The sequence below is a fragment of the Pseudomonas sp. GD03903 genome (genome assembly GCF_029840045.1).
In the GTDB taxonomy this organism is placed as follows: domain Bacteria; phylum Pseudomonadota; class Gammaproteobacteria; order Pseudomonadales; family Pseudomonadaceae; genus Pseudomonas; species Pseudomonas pseudonitroreducens.
In genome coordinates this window covers 121,733-140,567 of the sequence record NZ_JAOCBT010000018.1, presented here as the reverse complement: position 1 = coordinate 140,567, position 18,835 = coordinate 121,733, and the positions used below count along the sequence as shown (strand labels likewise).

Annotated in this window: 10 protein-coding genes and 1 pseudogene; 1 reads left to right on the top strand and 10 read right to left on the bottom strand. The window is 54.4% G+C overall.

All coding sequences use genetic code 11. The features are described from left to right. Nucleotides 1-849: 849 nt before the first annotated feature. The 8 genes from N5C91_RS24090 to N5C91_RS24055 form a co-directional block, all read right to left on the bottom strand. A complete protein-coding gene (locus N5C91_RS24090) occupies nucleotides 850-1,221 on the bottom strand; it encodes a histone-like nucleoid-structuring protein, MvaT/MvaU family (RefSeq protein WP_043158193.1) in 372 nt (123 codons plus the stop codon). 632 nt (nucleotides 1,222-1,853) lie between these two features. Beyond that, on the bottom strand, nucleotides 1,854-3,014 hold the full coding sequence (locus N5C91_RS24085; protein WP_279832522.1) for a Wadjet anti-phage system protein JetD domain-containing protein: 1,161 nt from the start codon (nucleotides 3,012-3,014) through the stop codon (nucleotides 1,854-1,856). After that, on the bottom strand, nucleotides 2,998-6,303 hold the full coding sequence (locus tag N5C91_RS24080; protein ID WP_279832521.1) for an SbcC/MukB-like Walker B domain-containing protein: 3,306 nt from the start codon (nucleotides 6,301-6,303) through the stop codon (nucleotides 2,998-3,000). The genes N5C91_RS24085 and N5C91_RS24080 overlap by 17 nt, the downstream gene beginning before the upstream one ends. Beyond that, nucleotides 6,300-7,037 carry a DUF4194 domain-containing protein gene (locus N5C91_RS24075; protein WP_169887465.1) on the bottom strand — a complete coding sequence of 246 codons (738 nt, stop codon included), beginning with the start codon at nucleotides 7,035-7,037 and terminating at the stop codon, nucleotides 6,300-6,302. Before N5C91_RS24075 ends, N5C91_RS24080 begins: the two co-directional genes overlap by 4 nt. 2 nt (nucleotides 7,038-7,039) lie before the next feature. After that, on the bottom strand, nucleotides 7,040-8,539 hold the full coding sequence (locus N5C91_RS24070) for a DUF3375 domain-containing protein (protein ID WP_279832520.1): 1,500 nt from the start codon (nucleotides 8,537-8,539) through the stop codon (nucleotides 7,040-7,042). A 728-nt stretch (nucleotides 8,540-9,267) separates the two neighbouring features. Beyond that, nucleotides 9,268-10,392: an ABC transporter permease gene (locus N5C91_RS24065; protein ID WP_217971207.1), complete on the bottom strand. Its 1,125-nt coding sequence runs from the start codon at nucleotides 10,390-10,392 to the stop codon at nucleotides 9,268-9,270. 3 nt (nucleotides 10,393-10,395) lie between these two features. Continuing rightward, the gene (rbbA, locus tag N5C91_RS24060) at nucleotides 10,396-13,131 is read right to left on the bottom strand and encodes a ribosome-associated ATPase/putative transporter RbbA (RefSeq protein ID WP_279832517.1); all 2,736 of its coding nucleotides are present in this window, start codon (nucleotides 13,129-13,131) and stop codon (nucleotides 10,396-10,398) included. After that, complete coding sequence (locus N5C91_RS24055) at nucleotides 13,128-14,198, bottom strand: HlyD family efflux transporter periplasmic adaptor subunit (RefSeq protein ID WP_031654673.1); 1,071 nt, start codon at nucleotides 14,196-14,198, stop codon at nucleotides 13,128-13,130. The genes rbbA and N5C91_RS24055 overlap by 4 nt, the downstream gene beginning before the upstream one ends. A gap of 387 nt (nucleotides 14,199-14,585) precedes the next feature. On the opposite strand from N5C91_RS24055, the gene N5C91_RS24050 reads away from it, so the two are divergent. Continuing rightward, entirely contained in the window at nucleotides 14,586-15,635 is a 1,050-nt protein-coding gene (locus N5C91_RS24050) for an AraC family transcriptional regulator (RefSeq protein WP_079392173.1), read from the top strand. A 607-nt stretch (nucleotides 15,636-16,242) separates the two neighbouring features. Here the strand turns inward: N5C91_RS24050 and phaC are convergent. After that, on the bottom strand, nucleotides 16,243-17,943 hold the full coding sequence (gene phaC, locus N5C91_RS24045; protein WP_279832513.1) for a class I poly(R)-hydroxyalkanoic acid synthase: 1,701 nt from the start codon (nucleotides 17,941-17,943) through the stop codon (nucleotides 16,243-16,245). A gap of 136 nt (nucleotides 17,944-18,079) precedes the next feature. Further along, a pseudogene (locus tag N5C91_RS24040) lies at nucleotides 18,080-18,387 on the bottom strand (acetyl-CoA C-acetyltransferase); the annotation flags it as partial. Between the last annotated feature and the right edge of the window lie 448 nt (nucleotides 18,388-18,835).

Below are 18,835 nucleotides of genomic sequence, written 5' to 3'. Positions count from 1 at the left end.
GAGATTCACTTCATTACGCATGTTAGTGACTGAGTATCTCAGTAAAATTCGCCCCGCTCAATCATAAGTGCTGGCGATTTTAATACGTTTGTAACGTTTGCAGCCGCGTTTCCATGTTTCATCCTACAGGCAATTGTTGATGGGTACAGTCTGCTGATGAATGTCGCACTCATGCATCCGTTTTCTGATCAACGCCCAGCTAGGCTTGAATGCGTGATGGATATTGTATTGACCTGACCATTCATTTGCATTCGACGTGACCGGACATTTACATCGGAGTTGACCGACACACTGGGGCGACCGACCGGAAGCTCTGGCCAGTAGCGGCCTTTGGCGAGGCTGCTACCGACCCAGGCTGAGTGAAAACAGCGAAGGGCTCACGTCAGAATCACATTTGGAATCGGGCCCCGTAAGTGCGTGCGACTATCTCAACCACCGGTTGTTGGCCGCTGCCAGAGTCTTCTGAAGCGATCTACGGCAGTTTGCGGTGGAGAGGCGCAGGGAGATGCCGGCCTTTGGCGCGCAGCCCCCGAATGACACCGCGGATTCCGAAGGCGCTTATCAGTCATTGAGGTCGTAGGCAAGCAACCGGCCCCATACCAGAGAGTGGGGAAAGCCCCCTCTGGAGCCCGCAGATCCATACTCGCACCTTGGAGCCCCATATGCCCCCTTCTCGCCTGGCTCACTTGAAAACCCGATGAGCTAGGCGAGAAGCTTCTCCGCAAAAATTTCCAATTAGAAATGAGGGATCGCCGAATTTACAGCGCAGCTGACTGCAGCCTACGTGGCATTCAGCTAATAAGAGGTGCTCGAAGGGAAATAAAAAAGGCCGCTTTCGCGGCCTTTTTATTAATTCTGCAACCAAGACTCTACAACGTCATTGCCAAACTCTACCTTCCAAGCTTTCAGCACCTTGTGGTTCCCGCCTTTGGTCTCAACAACCTCTCCATTATTCGGATTTTTGTAGACCTTGACGGCACGCGCCTTGCGCTGAGAGCTAGCTCCTCGGGCCTGCAGCTTGCCGACACCGGAGCGAGAATCAGGATCCAAGATAGATACGATATCGCGCAGGCTCTTGTCGTACTCCTTCATCAGAGACTTGAGCTCTTCCTCAAATTTGATCTCACGCTTGAGGCCGGCGTCGTTCTTGAACGAATCGAGGTAGGCAAGTTGCTCTTGAAGTGCTTTTTCCGCAGCACGGAACTCGGCAAGTTTAGACATTTTATTTTCCTTTATAATTTAGCCGGACATCGTGTGGATACAGTAACCCGAAAAAAAACCGTCAGCAAGCTACATCCGATGAACACTACTCGGGAAAGGCTTGCCTCACAGCCAGGAGAAAGTTATGTGCGCTTGCTTTCGTCAAATTTTCACTGGGCGCGATGTAAAAATCTATACCTAACCGACCTACACAAAAATCCCCTAGAAACTGGCGGGTAACAGCCGTTCCGTGTTACGGCAGCCCTATGGCACAACGTATCCCCCACACACTTACCCTGTGGCAGACCAAGTGGGATTCGACATCACCGAACTAGCCGGCAGCTTAGCGCTGTGGTCCACCCCGGCCTGCAGCCCCGCAAACAGCGTCGTTCCCCATGTGTTACTAGCGCTTGGACTCGGTGATGAGCGATCCCAGTGCAGTGTCTGCCTATGCTTAGGGCGCTACGCTACAGTAAAGTAAGTCGATGCAGCCATTGCTGCCATTAGCGACCATCTGGGCGAGCGAAGCCTCGATCAGGAGCCCCTCATCAACGGTGTGAGCCTGGCATTTGGCATCGCCCGGGCAGATATTTGAATGCCCTTGTCCGGGCATCCCCTAACGTCAACGTCCAGCTCGATGTCATGGGCACCCGCTATACGTCATTCGCGGACCTATCTCTCCAGTGGCCTATTGCCGCCTCTACAGCGGCTGAAGGCAAGTACTCCTGTTCCAACCGGCCCTTTTTTTGCCCTAATAAGTGCGAGTAAAGATCCTTTTCCTCACTACAAAGTCCGGACGGAGGGCATGCCTGAGCCGTTACGGGCTCTTCGACTGCAGACCCTGGGGCGTATAGCTCATACACATTTCTTGACATGAGAAGAGCAGAAACATCGGGACAAAGTTCTCGGACACTACTGAGCATTTTAAAGCCCCAGCTATCTATGTCCCCCCAATAAGCTAGCTGCTTTTCCCGTAACCAGGGTGCCGCCATCCACTGCAGATCGAGACCACATCCAAGAACCGCGACCGTGTCATCGAGAGCAGGTAGTTGATGAAGGCACTTTTCGTTCTCAACGACAATGAGCCGAGAACCAGGCAGCCGAGACTCTTTTAGCTGCGTGGTTGTGAGCCGGAGCTTCTTGAATGGAAGTAGCCCATCGCACAAAGGCGCTACGAGGACCCAATGCTCATTTTCCTCAAGAGCGTCGAGGAATGTAGATAAGCCCAACTCAGAAGGTTCACCCTGGAATCGCTCATCCAAAAGTCGAGTGAGCAGTACAGCATTACGCTCGAAGAACTTCGTATCCACCCCATGCTCGGCCAACAAGCGCAGGGGCCGCCCCATAGCGCATCCTGGCTGGAGACGCTGGGCCAAATTTGCAGCTGCGATGACCTCCTCTGGCTTTTTATTTATCCAGAGGCTGCGCTGAGCAACAAGCAGCGCTCTGAAAGCCACATCTACGCTCTCAACGATATGCTCGAGGTCTGCATATTCCGTACAAACCTCGGCGTCCATTGTTGCAGCGATCCATTCCGATGGAGTGCGTAAACACCACTGCAAAGGAAGAAGAATTGGTTCAGCACCAGCGCGATAGCTGACTGGCTCCCAATTCACCGAACCGATTGCTACCGTCTTCCAGAGCTCGGCATGGCGCTGCACAGCGCCGGGGTCCTGCGAAAACTCTCTGGCGGTTGGAACCCCTATTCGCATGCAGAGCGGCCACTCAGCTAGGCCAAGAAGCCGCTTGCTTCGTGTCTCTGCGTGATACCACTGACGAGCTAGCTTTCGGCTGATCTCAAGTGGTGGCTTCACTCTGCACCTTCATTCGCTGCTGATAGTGCTCATCCAAGGCTTCCCAACTGAGTGAAACCAAACTGGAATCCATACCTCTTCGGTGCACTACGACCGCTGATCGAGTGTGGTGGCGCAGCAGCCGCATTTCCTTGTTTGGAGTGATGAAGATGGCATGCAAACCGAACTCCCGGAGAGCCCCGATGATTCGAGCCGCTACCGCATGAGAGCTTCGGGAGAAGGCTTCGTCCAAGATGATGGAACCAAAGAGTGGCCTGCTGCTACCGTCTGGGCACAAGGCATAGCTCAGCGATGCCGTTAGGACATGAGAGGCGATGATTTCTTTCTCGCCACCACTCCCACCTTGTGAGCCCGTCCGGGTTTCAATTGTATTGCCTGTATCCCGATCGATCACCGAGACCGCGAACTCCAACCGGAAGCGAGGATCCAGGAGTGTGCGAGCGGCCTGAGTCCGATTTCGCTCACAAGCTTCACGCAGAATGTCCACCAGCTCCCGAAGGGCCTTGTAGTGGCTCTCCCCTTCGTCCTCAATGAACCTCGCCGAATTGAGGGCACGTTGCGCACGCTGCAACGCGCGAATGCTGTCGTGCGACACCTTGTTTGCGATCAGCCTTAGATATCGCCCCGCCTGGAAGTCGACCCGACACATCGTACTGTTCAGATCGTCCAGTCGCTCCTCGATTAGAGCTACCTGCTGCTCGATGTAGCTCAACAATTGAGTGACACCATCGTCGGAGGAGCGGTTCAGGTAGTCCCGGAATCGCTTCAGCTTCTCTGGCAAGGCCTCTTCAGTGAGCACCCTCAACCGATCCAGGTATTTGTGCACGTCCTCGAGCTCTCGGCCTGCGTCTACCAGAGCCCCAGTGTCTTCTTTCATCGCATCCGACATTTTCTTTGCGAGCTCGGTTTGAAGCTTACTGAGCCTGTCCTTGAGGCCGCTGATCTCACCCTGCAGGCTCCGAGTGAACTGCAATTCAAGTTCGCCAATCTCTGCCAAATACTTCGGAGCGACCTCTGGAAAATACCTAATCGCTAGCTCACGCTCCTGGTCGCTCATACCCACTTCCGACCGGCTAAACGCTTTGCGTGTGCTCGTTGCCGCGTGCTCGAAGCGAGTATCTACCAGAGCTTTCTTTGCGATCGCCTGTTGATGTTGTTTGTCTAGCGTGCCGACCAGCTCCGCCGCCTGGTCTGCGACCTGCTTTGCTGCCGCAAGATCAGTATCGGGTCGGAGCAATTCCTGGATTCCCTGATTCAGCTCGTCGAGCTGCTTCTGCGCTCCAGGCAGGTCAATGTCCGCGAAATCGACATGGCTGATTTGCTCGAAAGCCCGAATTTGGCCCTCAAGCAAGCTAACCGCTGCTAAAGCATTCTTGAGCTCTTGAGCAGCGAGCACTTGCCGGCCACTGACCTCCTGAATTCGACTAGCCAACTGGGCCAGACGGTCGCGGTTGTCGAAGCCCGTGAGCCAGTCATCCTCTAATCGCAACTGATCCTGCTTGTCGTAGAAGCGGGCCTTACCCGACATGAGACCTTCAGCAGTCATCGCATGAGGAGTAGATCTCAGCACCTCTGGGCTGTCGACGCAGTGCCGGTCATTCTCGGCAAGAAGTGCCTTAAGTGCCTCGCGGTAGGGATGATCCTTGTATGTGAGTTTTCGAGTAAAGCCATCCGGCATGAAGACTGCTGGTGACTCGGGGCGCTTCACCTCCAGCATGCGAACGTGCAGTCGGTTATGCCGGTTATTGATCCAACGAAGGGCATGCTCGATGGACTGCGGAGGAACCAGAATCCGCAGTCGGTGGCCACCAATTGCCCGCTCGATGGCTCCTCTCCAACGATGCTCTTCGCTTTTGACCTGGACGAGCTCTGCCACAAACGGCAGTGCGCTGTCGTCAAGGCCGAGCTCTGCGGCTAAATCAGAGCGAAGGCTTTGGAAATCCGGACGCAAATTTGAGCTCGGCCGGCGCTCAACCTCTTGCCGCTCAGTTTTTAGCCTCGCAAGTAAATTCGACTGCTCACTCTCTGCGACACCCAACTGGAAGGACGTCAGCTTGGCTTGCTCTAGGTCGGACCTCAGAACGACAAGGCGCGACTCTGCCGTAGCTTGGTTCTCCTGCAACACCAACAAATCGAGCTCATCTGAAAGACCAAGGTTCCTAGCCAGCGACTGATACTGCTTTGAGTCGAACGCACGCTTCGAAGCAATTTTGCTCCAATCATTCACGCGGGCTCTCAGCTGATCAATGTTGGTGCCGCCCTTCAGGAGATAGAGCTGTCGCAACTCATCAGTGCGCTGCCTTTGCGCCTCGAGCAGCTCGTGGGCAGATGCCACCTCCACCTCGGCCTGCCGAGACTCAAGACGCAGACGCTCCGTTTCCGCCAGCCACAAGCGGTGCCCCTGCTCCGCATACCAAACTGGTACAAGTCGCTCTAAGGCTGCCTTCTCGCTTGCTTGGCTTTCCAACGATTGGTAGCGCGACCACAGTTCAGCTATGGGCTCCAACGTACGCTGCTGCCGGCGCGCAACATCCAACTCACGATGGATTTCAGTGAGATCATCAAAGCTGTCAGCCACCTCTGCAGCACGATCAAAGGCCGCACGATCATCTAGCACCAGCTCACGAAAAATCTCGTCAATGCTATTGAGCTGCTTCAGTCCTGAGGCTCGATTCAGAAGGTTGAACGCGTTCTCTCCGACCTCGAAGAAATCACGTAGCCGGGCGAGGTACTGTTTTTTGCTTTGATACGTCCAGATCCCAGCTTCCGAGCTCCCCATCTTATTCAACGCAGCCATCCCGCCCTCGTGCTGAACACTCAACCAGTGTTCAAGCGTATGGTCAGAAGAGGTACTGAATATCCAGAGCTTCTTCATGTCTGCAGCAGATGAGCTGGTGCCCTCAAACCAGAGCAACGCACCAAGCCGAACCATCCCCGACTCACGGTGGAGCGTCGCGGAGATTCCTGTAACCGTCTTGCCAGAACGGGCGATGTGGGATTGCCCAGCGCTCCCGTCTCCTGGACCGGTTACACCACGAACATACGAAGCAAGATCCCTGTCGCTGTCGTGACCACCGGTGGATGCCAGGTTGTACCGCGGGCTCGCGCAGATGAGGGTCATAAGCGCATCGACGAGGGTAGTCTTGCCGCTCCCTGTCGGACCAATGACAGCTGTCCCAGCGCCGTCAATCGGCGCCCGATGAAGCCTTTGAAAGCCCCCCCAGTTAAACATCTCAACTGAGGTGAGAACGAAGGTTTCGCTATCCCGCCCAAAAGCTTCCTGCTTCACTCTTCACCCTCCATGGCCGCGTCGATGGGGCCACTTTCCAGTCGCTGCTGGTCCTGAATCCAAGCTAGCAGAGCCTGCAGGTTCTCAGGGTTTGCCAAGTGGGCAATGATCGGGCGAATGATGATGTTGTCATGCGCATCCGGAGTGGACACCAAACCATGTCCTTTCAACTGGTCGAGTAGCGTGAGAACGCGGTTGCGCTCTTTTGCATCGCTACCCAAATCGCCAAGGTAGACCTGTATCTGCGGGATCAAATCGTCCACTGCGACCTGTGCAACAGTCGTCCCGATACCACTTTCCTGCTCTGACACAATGAAGTGCTGACGCAGTATCGCGATGAGGAGGGATTGCTCCAGGTTCAGGCGCTGCCTTCGCACGAGTGGGTGCGACCACTCATCTGGCTCAGCGCGTACGTCCTGCCGGACTGTCACAAAGGCAAGCCCTCTTATCTCGTCGATACTGACGCCCAAATCGAGGGGTTCAAGGACGCTCGCAATTTCAGCGACGTGAGTGACGGCTAAGCGATAGAGGTTGGGTTTATGACTGTCCTCCAGCAAGCCGTACTTAAGAAGCTCCTGCACGGTCTCTCTAATGCGACCATGAGTACGACCACTATCGTCGGATGGCTCGTGAGACCCAGGGGGCGCCGCCTGTTCTGACTCATCAGCAGGCAGCTCTGCCAGCCGCTGATCATCCCCTGCCGAATGTGCCAACTGATCGAAAATTCCCGCCATGCTCACAACTCCCAATCAATATCCTTGAGTGCAACGCTATCCATACCGACGAGAGGAAGATGGAACCGCCAACGCTGCTGGTCTGAGTCAACCAACTCCACGCTCTCGGCCTCATCCTCGTACACATGGAGACCAGCCTCACGGGCCATCCCTAACCAAAGAGAAAATGTCTCCAGGTCATGTGTAGGCGGTAGCAAAGCTGCTAGTTCTCCAAGACTTAACGGCTTTCCGTGTTGAGCCAAGACCGACAGGGTTTCGCGGATGAGCGCATTTCGATCCAACCCATCAAACGCATCCCAAAAGTCCGCATCAATCTCGTCTAACCCGGCGGAGACAACATCGAGATTCAGCTCTGCATCCGCGCCCGTACTGACGTCCTTAAACCGCAAGCGCTCGACGGACGGGATGCCCGAGATCGGAATTCCAATGGGAGGCAGTGGCACAGCTTTTCGACGCTGGCTTTGGCGCTGCCAATCCAACCCCAGCGCAGCATTGAAAATGTCGTGGAGCAGTTGGCCAACGCGATGGTGCTCAAGGGCAAGCCCGGTCTTCATGAAACCTTTGACGTCCCTCTCGCTGCGCGCTCGTGCCTGGAGCACCGACTGAGACTCCTGAACCAGTCTCAGAACTAACCATCGCATTTCTCTCTGCTGGCTACGCTGGAGCGCTTTGGAAGCGGCAGGATGCCTAAGAATCGTTCGGACGCGCACACGCATATCGTCCAGCTCAATGGACTGTCGCAGCTGCTGTTGGAAGCTATCGAACACCCGCCCTTCAGGTGTGCTCAATAGCGAGTCTTGTCCATCGAGCAGCAGATCGACTATGTCGCCACGGTGGTACTGCTCGCTAATGATGGATTGGCGAAGCGCTCTATCTGCGTCGCGCCAAGAGTCCTCGACCCTCCTGAAATCAGCTCGCAAGCTGGTCGCCAGGCTGTATACCTCTCGAATCCCCTCGATAGCCTGGGCCTCATCAAGAACGACAATGTGGCCTGCTTCAACTTGCTTCAGCTCAAGCTCAAGATCGTGAATTCGACGACGTAGGCTAGCGATGCGGCCAGCAGGGCTGGGGTTCAGATTGGTCTCAAGATTCTCTATTTCGCGCTGTACGACGGATAATCGTGAGGCTGTAGACGTCATCATTCGGCTGTCGAGCGACTCTACAAACTGAATTGCGACCTCCAGAGCATCGGTTGCATAAACTCTGCCTTCACGCTCGACGATCAGTCGCCGCTTGATCCATTCCCGCAACTCGCGCCCCGCCTGGAGCTGGACGTTGTCACCATCTATCTCGAAAAGCTCTTGGCTTGCATAGCTGGACAACAGCTCTGACAAGCCTTGCAAAGCATCCTCTACAACGATTCCATCGTTAGCCTTCTCGAATAGAGCGCGCAGACAGCTAATGACCAAAGGCGCCCGTCGGGATGCCAAAAGCAGCCACGCCGGATGCTGGCTGCGGGAGGAGATATAACGTTCGCTAAGCTGCTGAGTACTCTCTTCCATGTCGGTATCTCGCGTGAGTCCTTCACTACTCGATTGACACCAGTCATCTGGCATACTAGTCACCTCATCCCTCAGGTCTGACTACCCACTTGGACGAGATAGCTATAGCAACCCCATTTTACAGCCTTACCGCACCTAATAATGGCGCCTCAGGCGGGTGCTTTCAATGACTGGAGGTTTGAAATCCATCAAACCAAGAAGAAGTTTTCTGGACGCCCTCCTCTTCTATTGCATCATCAAGATAAAAAGTTAGCTCTACAATAGTGAGAAAATTACACACTCAAAAGGAGCTCCAGCACCTAAAACGTTATAAACTTCGAATCCTCCCCCAACAGCTAGCATTCAGCTATCGATCCCAAAAACCCAAAACTAACCAGCCCTTAAAATAGATTCAACAAGCAAAGCCCCTTCTCTTGACAACTTATATTCAAGGGAGTTTCTATTATTATTCCTCATGAAGCGTGTACTAGATACATGTTGCCGACGTTCAACAAGCCCGCGAGCCAGCAGATCCGGAAAATAACTAGCCGGAGAGCACTGAAGCCATATACCCAAGCCACTAGACCGCACCCACCCTCCATCAAAGTAAAGCACCTGAAGAATCCTCAACTGGTCCTCACTGAGCCCTTCCATTACAACCTCTTGAAATCTCACGAGCATTCTAGTTTAGCTAAAGCATGAAACTATAAAATGCAATCAAAATGAAGAGCTTCCACCTCTACCAGAAATCAGGCCATTTGCCCAATAGTCTTGCGGAACCGCCAAAGTGCAGAGAGGAAAAAGAGAAGACCAATAGCGAACACAAGTACCAACTGCCCCCATACTATCGAAATCCCCGCCCCACGAAACAGAACTGCCTGGGCCAGCGAGACAAAATGTGTTGTTGGGGCCAATAGCATTATATTCTGAACCAAATCAGGCATACTCTCCCTGGGCGTCGTCCCTCCCGACAATATCTGCAACGGAATAAGTATAATTATAACCAACAACCCCAACTGCGGCATAGATCGCGCGACAGTCCCTAAAAAAACCCCCATTGAAGTAGTCGCAAAAAGATGTATAGCTGCACCTATCAAAAACAACCAAACCGAACCATTGAGCGGAACGCCAATCCAAGAATGCACAACGAGAAGCAAAGAAGCGGCTGCAGCTATTAGAACCACAAGCCCCATTGACCAAATCTTTGCCAGCATAATCTCGAATGCAGTCAATGGCATTACCAATAGATGCTCAACCGTTCCGTGCTCACGTTCCCGAATAAGCGCGGCCCCCGTGAGAATTATGGATAGCATGGTAATCTGATTTACCACTTCCATAACCGCACCAAACCACGCCTGAGTTAAATTAGGGTTAAACTCCGCTCGCACAGCCAGCCTTGCCGACATCGACGGATCACCACGATATCGATTAATGAATTCCCTAACTTCGGTATCAACAATATTCTGTATGTAACCCGCCCCAGAGAACGCCTGAACCGTCTGAGTAGCATCAACATTCAACTGAATTTTCGGGTTTCGCCGCGCCAGCACATCTCGCTGAAAATCAGGAGGAATATCAAGTGTAAAGCTATACAGCTCTGTATCCATCCCGTGATCCATTTCAGCCTGATTAATTTCGGAGGGAGCCCGAAAATAAGGGATTTGAAAGGACCTAATTATTTGCTTAGACAATTGAGATTGATCTTCATCGACTACTGCAATAGATGCGTTATGCAGCGTTTCAGGGACCCCCGTTGCCGAACTGTAAACCCCAAAAGAAAAAGCCCAAGCAATAAGGGTCAACATTGCATAGTCTCGACCCAGACTACGAAACTCCTTAACACCAAGATTAAATATATTTTCAATCTTCTTCATGGCTCAATCTTCCTGTTTCTTAAGGAAGTACACGCTAAGCAAGGTCAGTACCACTGCCATCACCACCAAAGGCAAGTAATAAACCCATAGATCAGCGACTCCCAGTGCCTTTGAGAAAGCCCCACGGCTAATAATCAGGAAGTGCGAGGTCGGGTAGAGTCTGCCAATTAAGGCAGCGACGCCCTCTAACGAGGACACAGGGTGTATCAGACCGGCAAACTGGATGGCCGGGATCATAGTAGCGATGGCGGTGCCAAACACTGCGGCGATCTGGCTCTTCATGAAGGTCGACAGTAGCAGACCCAGACCCGTGCTAGTCACCACGTAAAGGAAGGCGCCAACCAGCAGCGCAAAGAAACTCCCCTTGAGCGGAACCTGGAACAACAGCACGGCCATGGCCAGCATCAGCAGGAAGTTGATCATGCCCATACCGATATAGGGCAGCTGCTTTCCGAGAAGAAACTCTAGGCGCGTCACTGGCGTGACATAGAGATTGGTGATCGAGCCAAGCTCCTTCTCGCGCACCACGCCTAGAGCAGTGAGCATCGCCGGGATCATGATCAGCAGCAGTGGGATTACTGCAGGAACCATGGCTTTAAGGCTTTCTACGTCTGGGTTATAGCGATAGCGCACCTCAGTACTAGCAACCGAACTAGCTTCGGCATTGCCACTCTCACGCGCTGATTCAGCCAAGTAACTTAAATGCATCCACTGAATGTAGCCCTGGACCGTAGTGGCCCGGGTTGGCATAGCTCCATCAATCCAGACTCCGATAATTGGGGAAAAACCACGCTTAAAGTCACGACCGAAGTTTGGTGGAATCTCTAACGCTAAACTCAACTCCCCACTTCGTAACCGCTGATCGAGTTCATCGGGATTTTCGATGGGAGAGTGCTCGATGAAGTAACGTGAGCCTGAAATATTGAGAACATAGTTTTGACTAGTGGTAGTTTGATCGCGATCGAGCACAGCAAAGGAAAGATTCTCCACGTCCACGTTAATGCCGTATCCGATGATGAACATCAGTAGCGCGGTACCCAGTAGCGCCAGAGTCAAGCGGATCGGGTCACGGCGTAACTCCATCGCCTCGCGGCGCGCGTAGCTGAATAGACGCAGCCAACTGAAGCGGTCGCTGCCCTTGTAGCGATCCGGGGCAGTGACTTTCTCCGGAGCTGGAGCGGCGCCCGGTACCGGCGTGCTACCGGCCGCCTCCTCCAGGTAGGCGATGAAGGTCGCTTCCAGAGTGGGCAGACCGCGCTTGTCGATTAAGCCCTGCGGGGTGTCGCTGTCGAGCACCTTGCCGGCGTGCATCAGCGATATGCGGTCGCAGCGCTGCGCCTCGTTCATGAAGTGGGTGGAGATGAAGATGGTCACCCCGTCGCGCCGCGACAGCTCAACCATCAGTTGCCAGAAGCCGTCGCGGGCCACCGGGTCGACGCCCGAGGTCGGCTCGTCGAGGATGAGGATTTCCGGCTTGTGGATAACCGCCACGGCCAGCGATAGACGCTGGCGGATACCCAACGGTAGGCTGTCGGGCAGCTCGTCCCTGACTTTGTCCAGGTCGAAGCGCTCAAGCATTTCCTCCACCCGTGAGCCGATCTCGGCGGGCGGCAGGTGGAACAATTTGGCGTGCAGCTCGAGGTTCTGCAGCACCGTCAGCTCGGCGTACAGCGAGAAGGCCTGGGACATGTAGCCGACTCGCCGGCGGGTCTCCATGTCGTTGGCGTCCACCGGCTGGCCGAACAGTGCGCAGGTGCCTTCGCTGGCCGGCAGCAAGCCGGTGAGCATCTTCATGGTTGTGGACTTGCCGCAGCCATTGGAGCCTAGGAAGCCGAAGATTTCCCCGCGCTCAATACGGAAGCTTACATGGTCCACAGCGACGAAATCGCCAAAGCGGCAGGTCAGTCCCTCGGCCTCGATAGCGATCTGCAGCGCGCCCTCGCTTTGCGAACGCGGAGGGATCACCAGCGCGTGGTGGCCAGCACGCTTGCTCTCGGGTAGCAACGCGATGAAGGCCGCCTCCAGGCTTTGCCTATTTGTACGCTCGCGCAGTTCGGCAGGCGTACCGGTGGCCAGCACCTTGCCATCGTCCATCGCCACCAACCAGTCAAAGCGCTCGGCTTCCTCCATGTAAGCGGTGGCCACCAGCACGCTCATGCCCTCGCGGCCTGCGCGAATGCGCGCGATCAGCTCCCAGAACTGGTTACGAGACAGCGGATCGACGCCGGTGGTGGGCTCGTCGAGGATCAGCAGATCCGGGTCGTGGATCAGCGCGCAGCAAAGCCCGAGCTTCTGCTTCATGCCACCGGACAGCTTGCCCGCCGGGCGCTCGGCGAAGGGTGCCAATCCCGTGCTGTGCAGCAGATCGGCGATGCGCCGCTCGCGCTCGGCCTTGTCGTGGCCGAACAGGCGGCCGAAGAAGTCGACGTTCTCGAATACCGAGAGCGTCGGATAGAGGTTCTTGCCCAGGCCCTGTGGCATGTAGGCGATGCGCGGGCACACGGCGCGGCGGTGGCGGGCGTCGCGCATGTCGCCGCCGAGCACCTGGATTTCGCCGTCCTGCATCTTCCGCGCACCGGCCAGCAGTGCCAGCAGGCTGGACTTGCCGACACCGTCCGGGCCGATCAGGCCGACCATACGGTTGGCCGGGATCTCCAGGGTGACGTCGTCCACTGCGCGGGTCTGCCCATAGCGCAGCGAGACGCCGGCCAGGCTGGCGACCGTCTGTATGTCGCTCATTGCGGAACCTTGATCTGCAGAGAGGCAGGCCACTCGACCTGCGGGTCAAGACGCAGGTAGGCCATGCCCGGCACGCCGGTCTTTACGTAGGTGGCATACTTCGCAAGCAGATCCGGATCGAGCCGCGCCTTAACGCGGAACATCAGCTTCTCGCGCTCGTTAGCAGTCTCCACAGTCTTAGGCGTGAATTGCGCAACGCTAGCCACGTAGGACACCTTGGCCGGGATCACATACTGCGACACTGCGTCGATCACCAAGCGTACGTCCTGACCGAGCTCAACCTTGCCCGCCTGCGCCGAGGGCAGGAAGAAAGTCATGTAGACGTCGGCCAAATCAACCATATTGAGCAGCTTTCCGCCGGCGGCCAACACTTCCCCAGGCTCTGCAACGCGGTACTGCACGCGGCCATTGCGCGGTGCCTTGAGCAGGCTGTCATCGATGTCCGCCTGCAGGCGCACGGTACTCGCAGCGGCGGCTTCGATGGCCGACTGAGCTTCGATCACCTGGGAACGCGCGGCAGTGATGCCGGCCTGCGCCGAAACCACTTGCGAACGTGAGGCTGCTAGCGCCGCCTGAGCACTCTGCATCACGGCGCGATCATCATCGAGTTGCTGTTGTGGTAAGGCATTGCGCTGAACTAATTGCTCAGTGCGGCTGAAGCGTTTCTGCGCGGCGGTGAGTTCAGCCTGGCGCTGCGCCACCACAGCCTCAGCTGTGGCCTTCTCACTCGTCCGCTGGGCGACCAAAGACTCGGCGGTGAACTTCGCATTCTGCGCCCGACGCACCTCGGCCTGGGCCTGGGCCAACTGTGCCTCGAGGACCTGAGTATCCATGCGCGCGACCACTTCGCCGAGTTTGACGAAGTCACCTTCGTCAACGTTGATTTCAGCGACACGACCAGGCAATTTGGTAGCTACATCCACTTCAGTGGCTTCTATTCGCCCGTTGGCAGCAGCAAACTCTCTACCAATAGTACTAGGTCTAAACATAACCCAAGCAAGAGCAGCAACCACTATGCAGGCTAGAATTATGCTGACACGGGGAAGCGCTTTTTTCCCTCCTTTCATCTCTTACCCCAAACCACATAAAAAAGAACTCTAAACATGCGACTCCCCCTAAAATATTAACCTATAAAAACAAACCCCAACCATCAAAAACAGAAACCTCCTACAAGCTCCAGAATTGATCGAAAAACCATCTAAAAATTAAACCTACTACTCGAAGCCAACCACTAGCATCAGCACTCCTCTCGACTCCACTTCCGCAAAAAATAGCTAATCAAGCCATCGACACCCGAGCAATGTCCTGTGACACCAAAAAAAATGTCCGCAGGCACCTTAAGAAGGTATCCATGGACATACTGGAAGGTATCTCTAGACATACTGATAGCATCAAGATATCTATAGACGATCCGTGCAGGAATTAGCCTCCACCCAACACAGGAGCATCGAGAAATGAGTAGGATAAGTGCCGGGCTAACTGCTCAACTGGTGAGTTTCCTGAGCAGTGAAAACCTCGACACAGAGCGACTCTGCAAAGAAGTCGGGATAACCATCGACGAGCTAAGATCGTCAAATAAATTTATTCCAAGATCAAGCGCCCTTCGATTAATGGAGCTAGCGGAAATTGAGAGCGGCAACCCAGACATTGGACTTAAAGCTTACCAGCACTTTCTTCCAGGTGCTTTTCAATTAGTAGGATATGCAATGATCTCCAGCGCCAATCTAAAAGACGCGCTGCAGGTCTTAGTACGTTTTTCCAAACTTCTCGGAAACGGCTTCACTATCGGCCTAACACAAGAAAAAAATGGCATACGCCTGTGGTACGTTGACAACACAGAAGACAGAATAAAGAAATCCAGAGTGTTCAATGACGCAATATTGGCATCAACTCTCGGACTCTGCCGCTGGATGGCTGGGGGTAAACTTCCCGAAATCCAAGAAATAGAATTCATTTACCCCACTCCACAAGACATCTCAGAGCACCAACGGCTTTTTGATTGCACCCTACACTTTGGGAAAAATAGAAACAGCATCTTATTTGACAACCACGCGCTATCGCTGCCGCTAAGCACTGCAAATGAAACACTTGCACTACTCCATGGCAGCCTTGCTGAACATCAAGAATATTTTTTAAATAACGGATATTACAGCGAACGCACACGAAGCTTGCTCATCAAGCGCCTTGGCCACTCCCTCTGCGACATGGACTCTGTAGCAAAAGAACTTAACGTCAGTAGTCGTTTCTTACAGCGCGAACTTGCAAAAGAGGGTAAAACCTTTAAAGAAATATTCAATAGCACCCGAAAAAGACTAGCCGAACACTACTTAAAAAACTACCACTCTTACTCCCTAGACCACATAAGCACACTACTTGGCTTTAAAGAGCTAAGTAGTTTTCACAAGGCTTGCCTTCGATGGTTCGGCATGCCACCAGGGAGTTTTCGAAACACTCACACAGAAACTCACCCATCAGGAGTAGACCAGAAAATAACTCATACCTAAAGCAAACCTGGATCGCCCTTTTGCGAAAGAGCCGTAAGAAACCCATCAAGCCACTCATGGCGACTACGAAGCCCCTCTACGCTCGCGTGAGGGTATGGGCAATCAAAAATAGTCAAACCAGATGAGCCAGAATCATACCCAACATCAAAAGGCTTTCTAAATTCAAGCTCAGAGCGATCCTCAAACGCAGAAATGATTAGCATATAAACACCTCAATTCTCTCTAGCGTAAATATCCAGAATGCGCCTACCACAGAAAATCTCAAGCCATGCAGTTCAAAAACTCGTTCACGTCACCTTCGCAGATCACTCATGGATTAAAATAAAAACTCCATGACCAAGCTGAAGATTAGGCTTCGGCTACATGCTGCATGGGTTTGGGCTTTTTCAAAACATCCTCACACCACAAATAATTGTCCGCAACTACAGTTTTTAGCAATTTCCCGCCCTCCCTGAGTCGATAAATAGGTAGTTAATAAGCACTATGGGAGCAGCGCCGACAAGTAAATCGTCTCGTCTAACTCGGTCGGAAGCCTCAAGAAACAACCGGCCAGTCCGGGCTACGATGGCGGCCGGCCGGATCATTTTTTATTCAATAGAAATTGAGCTTATTGCCGAACATAGCGGCCAGGCGCATGCTCAAGCGGAGGGTATTCAGCATTACCTAGCATAGTGACAGCAGGCAGGCGTGAGCCGGCATACCCAGCCAGCCAGGCGAACCAATCTCCCCACCAACTACCGGCATGCTGGTGGGCACCCTGCAACCAGTCGTCGGCTGCCGGTGCTATGTGTTCATTGACCCAGTAATGGCGCTTGTTCCTATCTGGCGGGTTGATCACCCCGGCGATGTGGCCGGAGGCGCCGAGGACAAACCGCTTTGAACCTCCCAGCAATTCCGTGCTGGCATAGGCGCTTCTCCAGGGCACGATGTGGTCGTCATGGGTTCCCAAGATGTAGGCTGGTGCGTCTATGGCCCGCAGATCCAACTTGACGCCGCACAGATCCAACTCCCCCGATTTGAGGTCGTTCTGCAGGTAGGTGTGGCGCAGATACCAGCAATACAGGGGCCCCGGCAGGTTGGTGCTGTCGTTGTTCCAGAACAGCAGATCCAGTGCAGGCGGTTTTTGCCCCTTGAGGTACTTCTCTACGTTGTAGTTCCACCACAGCTCGTTGGGCCTCAGCAATGAGAATGTATTGCCCATATCTTCGCCACGAAACAGACCACATTTGCCACCATGGCCACCAATAGTGCGCTCGCGGTAAGCCACCAGTTGCTCATCGACGAAAACGCTGATAGGCCCAGTATCGAGGTAGTCGAGAAAGGTGGCGAATAGGCTCAAGCTGGCAATATCGTGGTCTCCACGCGCTGCCAGTACCGCTAGAGCGCAACTCAACATGGTGCCGCCGATGCAGAAACCTAAGCAGTTCAGGTGGCGCTCACCACTGATGGCCCTGGTAGTACGTAAAGCGCTGATTACTCCGTCTTGGATGATCTGTTCCCAGGTTATGTCGGCCTGTTCCTGAGTGAAGTTGCGCCAGGATATTAGAAAAACTTGATGTCCTTGCTCCAGTAGATGGCGGATTAGAGAGTTTTCGGGGCCGAGGTCAAGGATGTAGTACTTGTTGATCGCTGGCGGGACGATGAATACCGGCCGTTGGTATTGCGTTTCGCTGAGCGGCGAATACTGGATCAGCTGGAACAGAGGGGTTTCCAGTACCACGGCACCAGGGGTGGCAGCCAGATTCACGCCAACCTCGAAATCGCCCAGGTCGCATTGGCGCAACTTGCCTTCCTGCATGTCACTGGCCAGATGAAACAGGCCATTTAGCAGGCTGGCGCCCTGCGTCTCCACTAAGCGTTGAAGCGCATCGGGGTTGCTCAACAGATAATTACTCGGGGCACTTGCGGCGATCGCTTGTTCAATAAGGTAACGAAGGCGCTGACGCGGCTTTTCCTCATCGATGGGCAGTAGCTCCAGTAGTTTCAGCAGAAATCCGGAGTTCAACAAGTAGAAGGCAGCTAGGGAGCCAAATAACGGTTCGCTCCAGTTGCCGCTGGCAAATCGACGATCATTGAATGCGAACGGCTGGCAGGTCAGCAATTGCTGGCCCAGCTCGGTCCACTGTTGTTGGTAGCCATCCTGCAGTTGCTCCAGTGCCCCGACGGGTACATCGAACCACCGGCTTTGGTCATGTCCGTTGAACCAAACATTCTGCGCCACGTATAAGCGCAACTGCTGCAGGACGAAGCTAGCGATGAAAGGCACCTGTCCCGACCAGTAGCGAGCAAAGGTGTGTGCGTTGTCCATGGCGTCTCCGGGAATATGAAAACAAAAGCCGCACCCGGTGAGGAGCGCGGTGCGATCATGCCGGGACGTAACCGCACGGCCAGCCTGGCGGTGCGGGTGCAGGGGGGCACATCCGGCAGAGTCGCGAAAGCGTCACTCAGCGCTCGATGGCCAGCGCCACGCTGTGGCCGCCGCCGACACACAGGGTAGCCAGACCTTTTTCACGTCACGCCTGAGCATTTCATGCAGCAGGCTTACCAGTACGCGGCAGCCGGAGGCGTCAACTGGGTGGCCACGGGCGATGGCGCCACTGTTGACGTTGACCTTGCCAGCATCCCAATCCAGCCCCTGGCCCTCGGCCAGGGCCTGTGCGGCGAAAGATTCATTGGCTTCGATCAGATCCAGTTGGGCCAAACTCCAGCCCGCCTTCTCCAAGGAACTGCGGGAGGCCGACACCGCGCCGATACTGCCCGTACCACCGGTGGCCAGTGCTATTCGTCCCAGATTGCTCGCAATACCCATTAACCATTCCTCGTTAATCAAGACCTTGGAACAGCGGGCAAGTCTCTGGCGCTTTACGTATAGGGACAATGTCCCCGGGCGATTCCGGATTGTCCTCGCGCACCAGTCTTAGCGCGCCTTGAACGCTATCTAACCAATCATTGACTGGAATCAATAAAAATTGATCTGCGGACGCCTAGATCGCTCATTTCAAGGTGTGCCAGCGCTCTTCGAGAAACGGCAGTGGGATATTTACCGGATAAGTTCGAGCTTTGTAGGGATGCTGGTGGATATGCTGCCGGCAGAGGGCTCGGATGAGGTGCTCTTGCGTCGAGAGGCTTGAGTCGATATTTGCTTGCTGACACGGACGAATGTGCTGTTCACCCGCGCAGGCGCATACCCTACTATCAGT

Coding starts and splice junctions, on each gene's coding strand:
- N5C91_RS24090 (WP_043158193.1), bottom strand. CDS start 1,221: ATGTCTAAACTTGCCGAGTTCCGTGCTGCGGAAAAAGCACTTCAAGAG.
- N5C91_RS24075 (WP_169887465.1), bottom strand. CDS start 7,037: ATGGCGGGAATTTTCGATCAGTTGGCACATTCGGCAGGGGATGATCAG.
- N5C91_RS24070 (WP_279832520.1), bottom strand. CDS start 8,539: ATGGAAGAGAGTACTCAGCAGCTTAGCGAACGTTATATCTCCTCCCGC.
- N5C91_RS24065 (WP_217971207.1), bottom strand. CDS start 10,392: ATGAAGAAGATTGAAAATATATTTAATCTTGGTGTTAAGGAGTTTCGT.
- rbbA (WP_279832517.1), bottom strand. CDS start 13,131: ATGAGCGACATACAGACGGTCGCCAGCCTGGCCGGCGTCTCGCTGCGC.
- N5C91_RS24055 (WP_031654673.1), bottom strand. CDS start 14,198: ATGAAAGGAGGGAAAAAAGCGCTTCCCCGTGTCAGCATAATTCTAGCC.
- N5C91_RS24050 (WP_079392173.1), top strand. CDS start 14,586: ATGAGTAGGATAAGTGCCGGGCTAACTGCTCAACTGGTGAGTTTCCTG.
- phaC (WP_279832513.1), bottom strand. CDS start 17,943: ATGGACAACGCACACACCTTTGCTCGCTACTGGTCGGGACAGGTGCCT.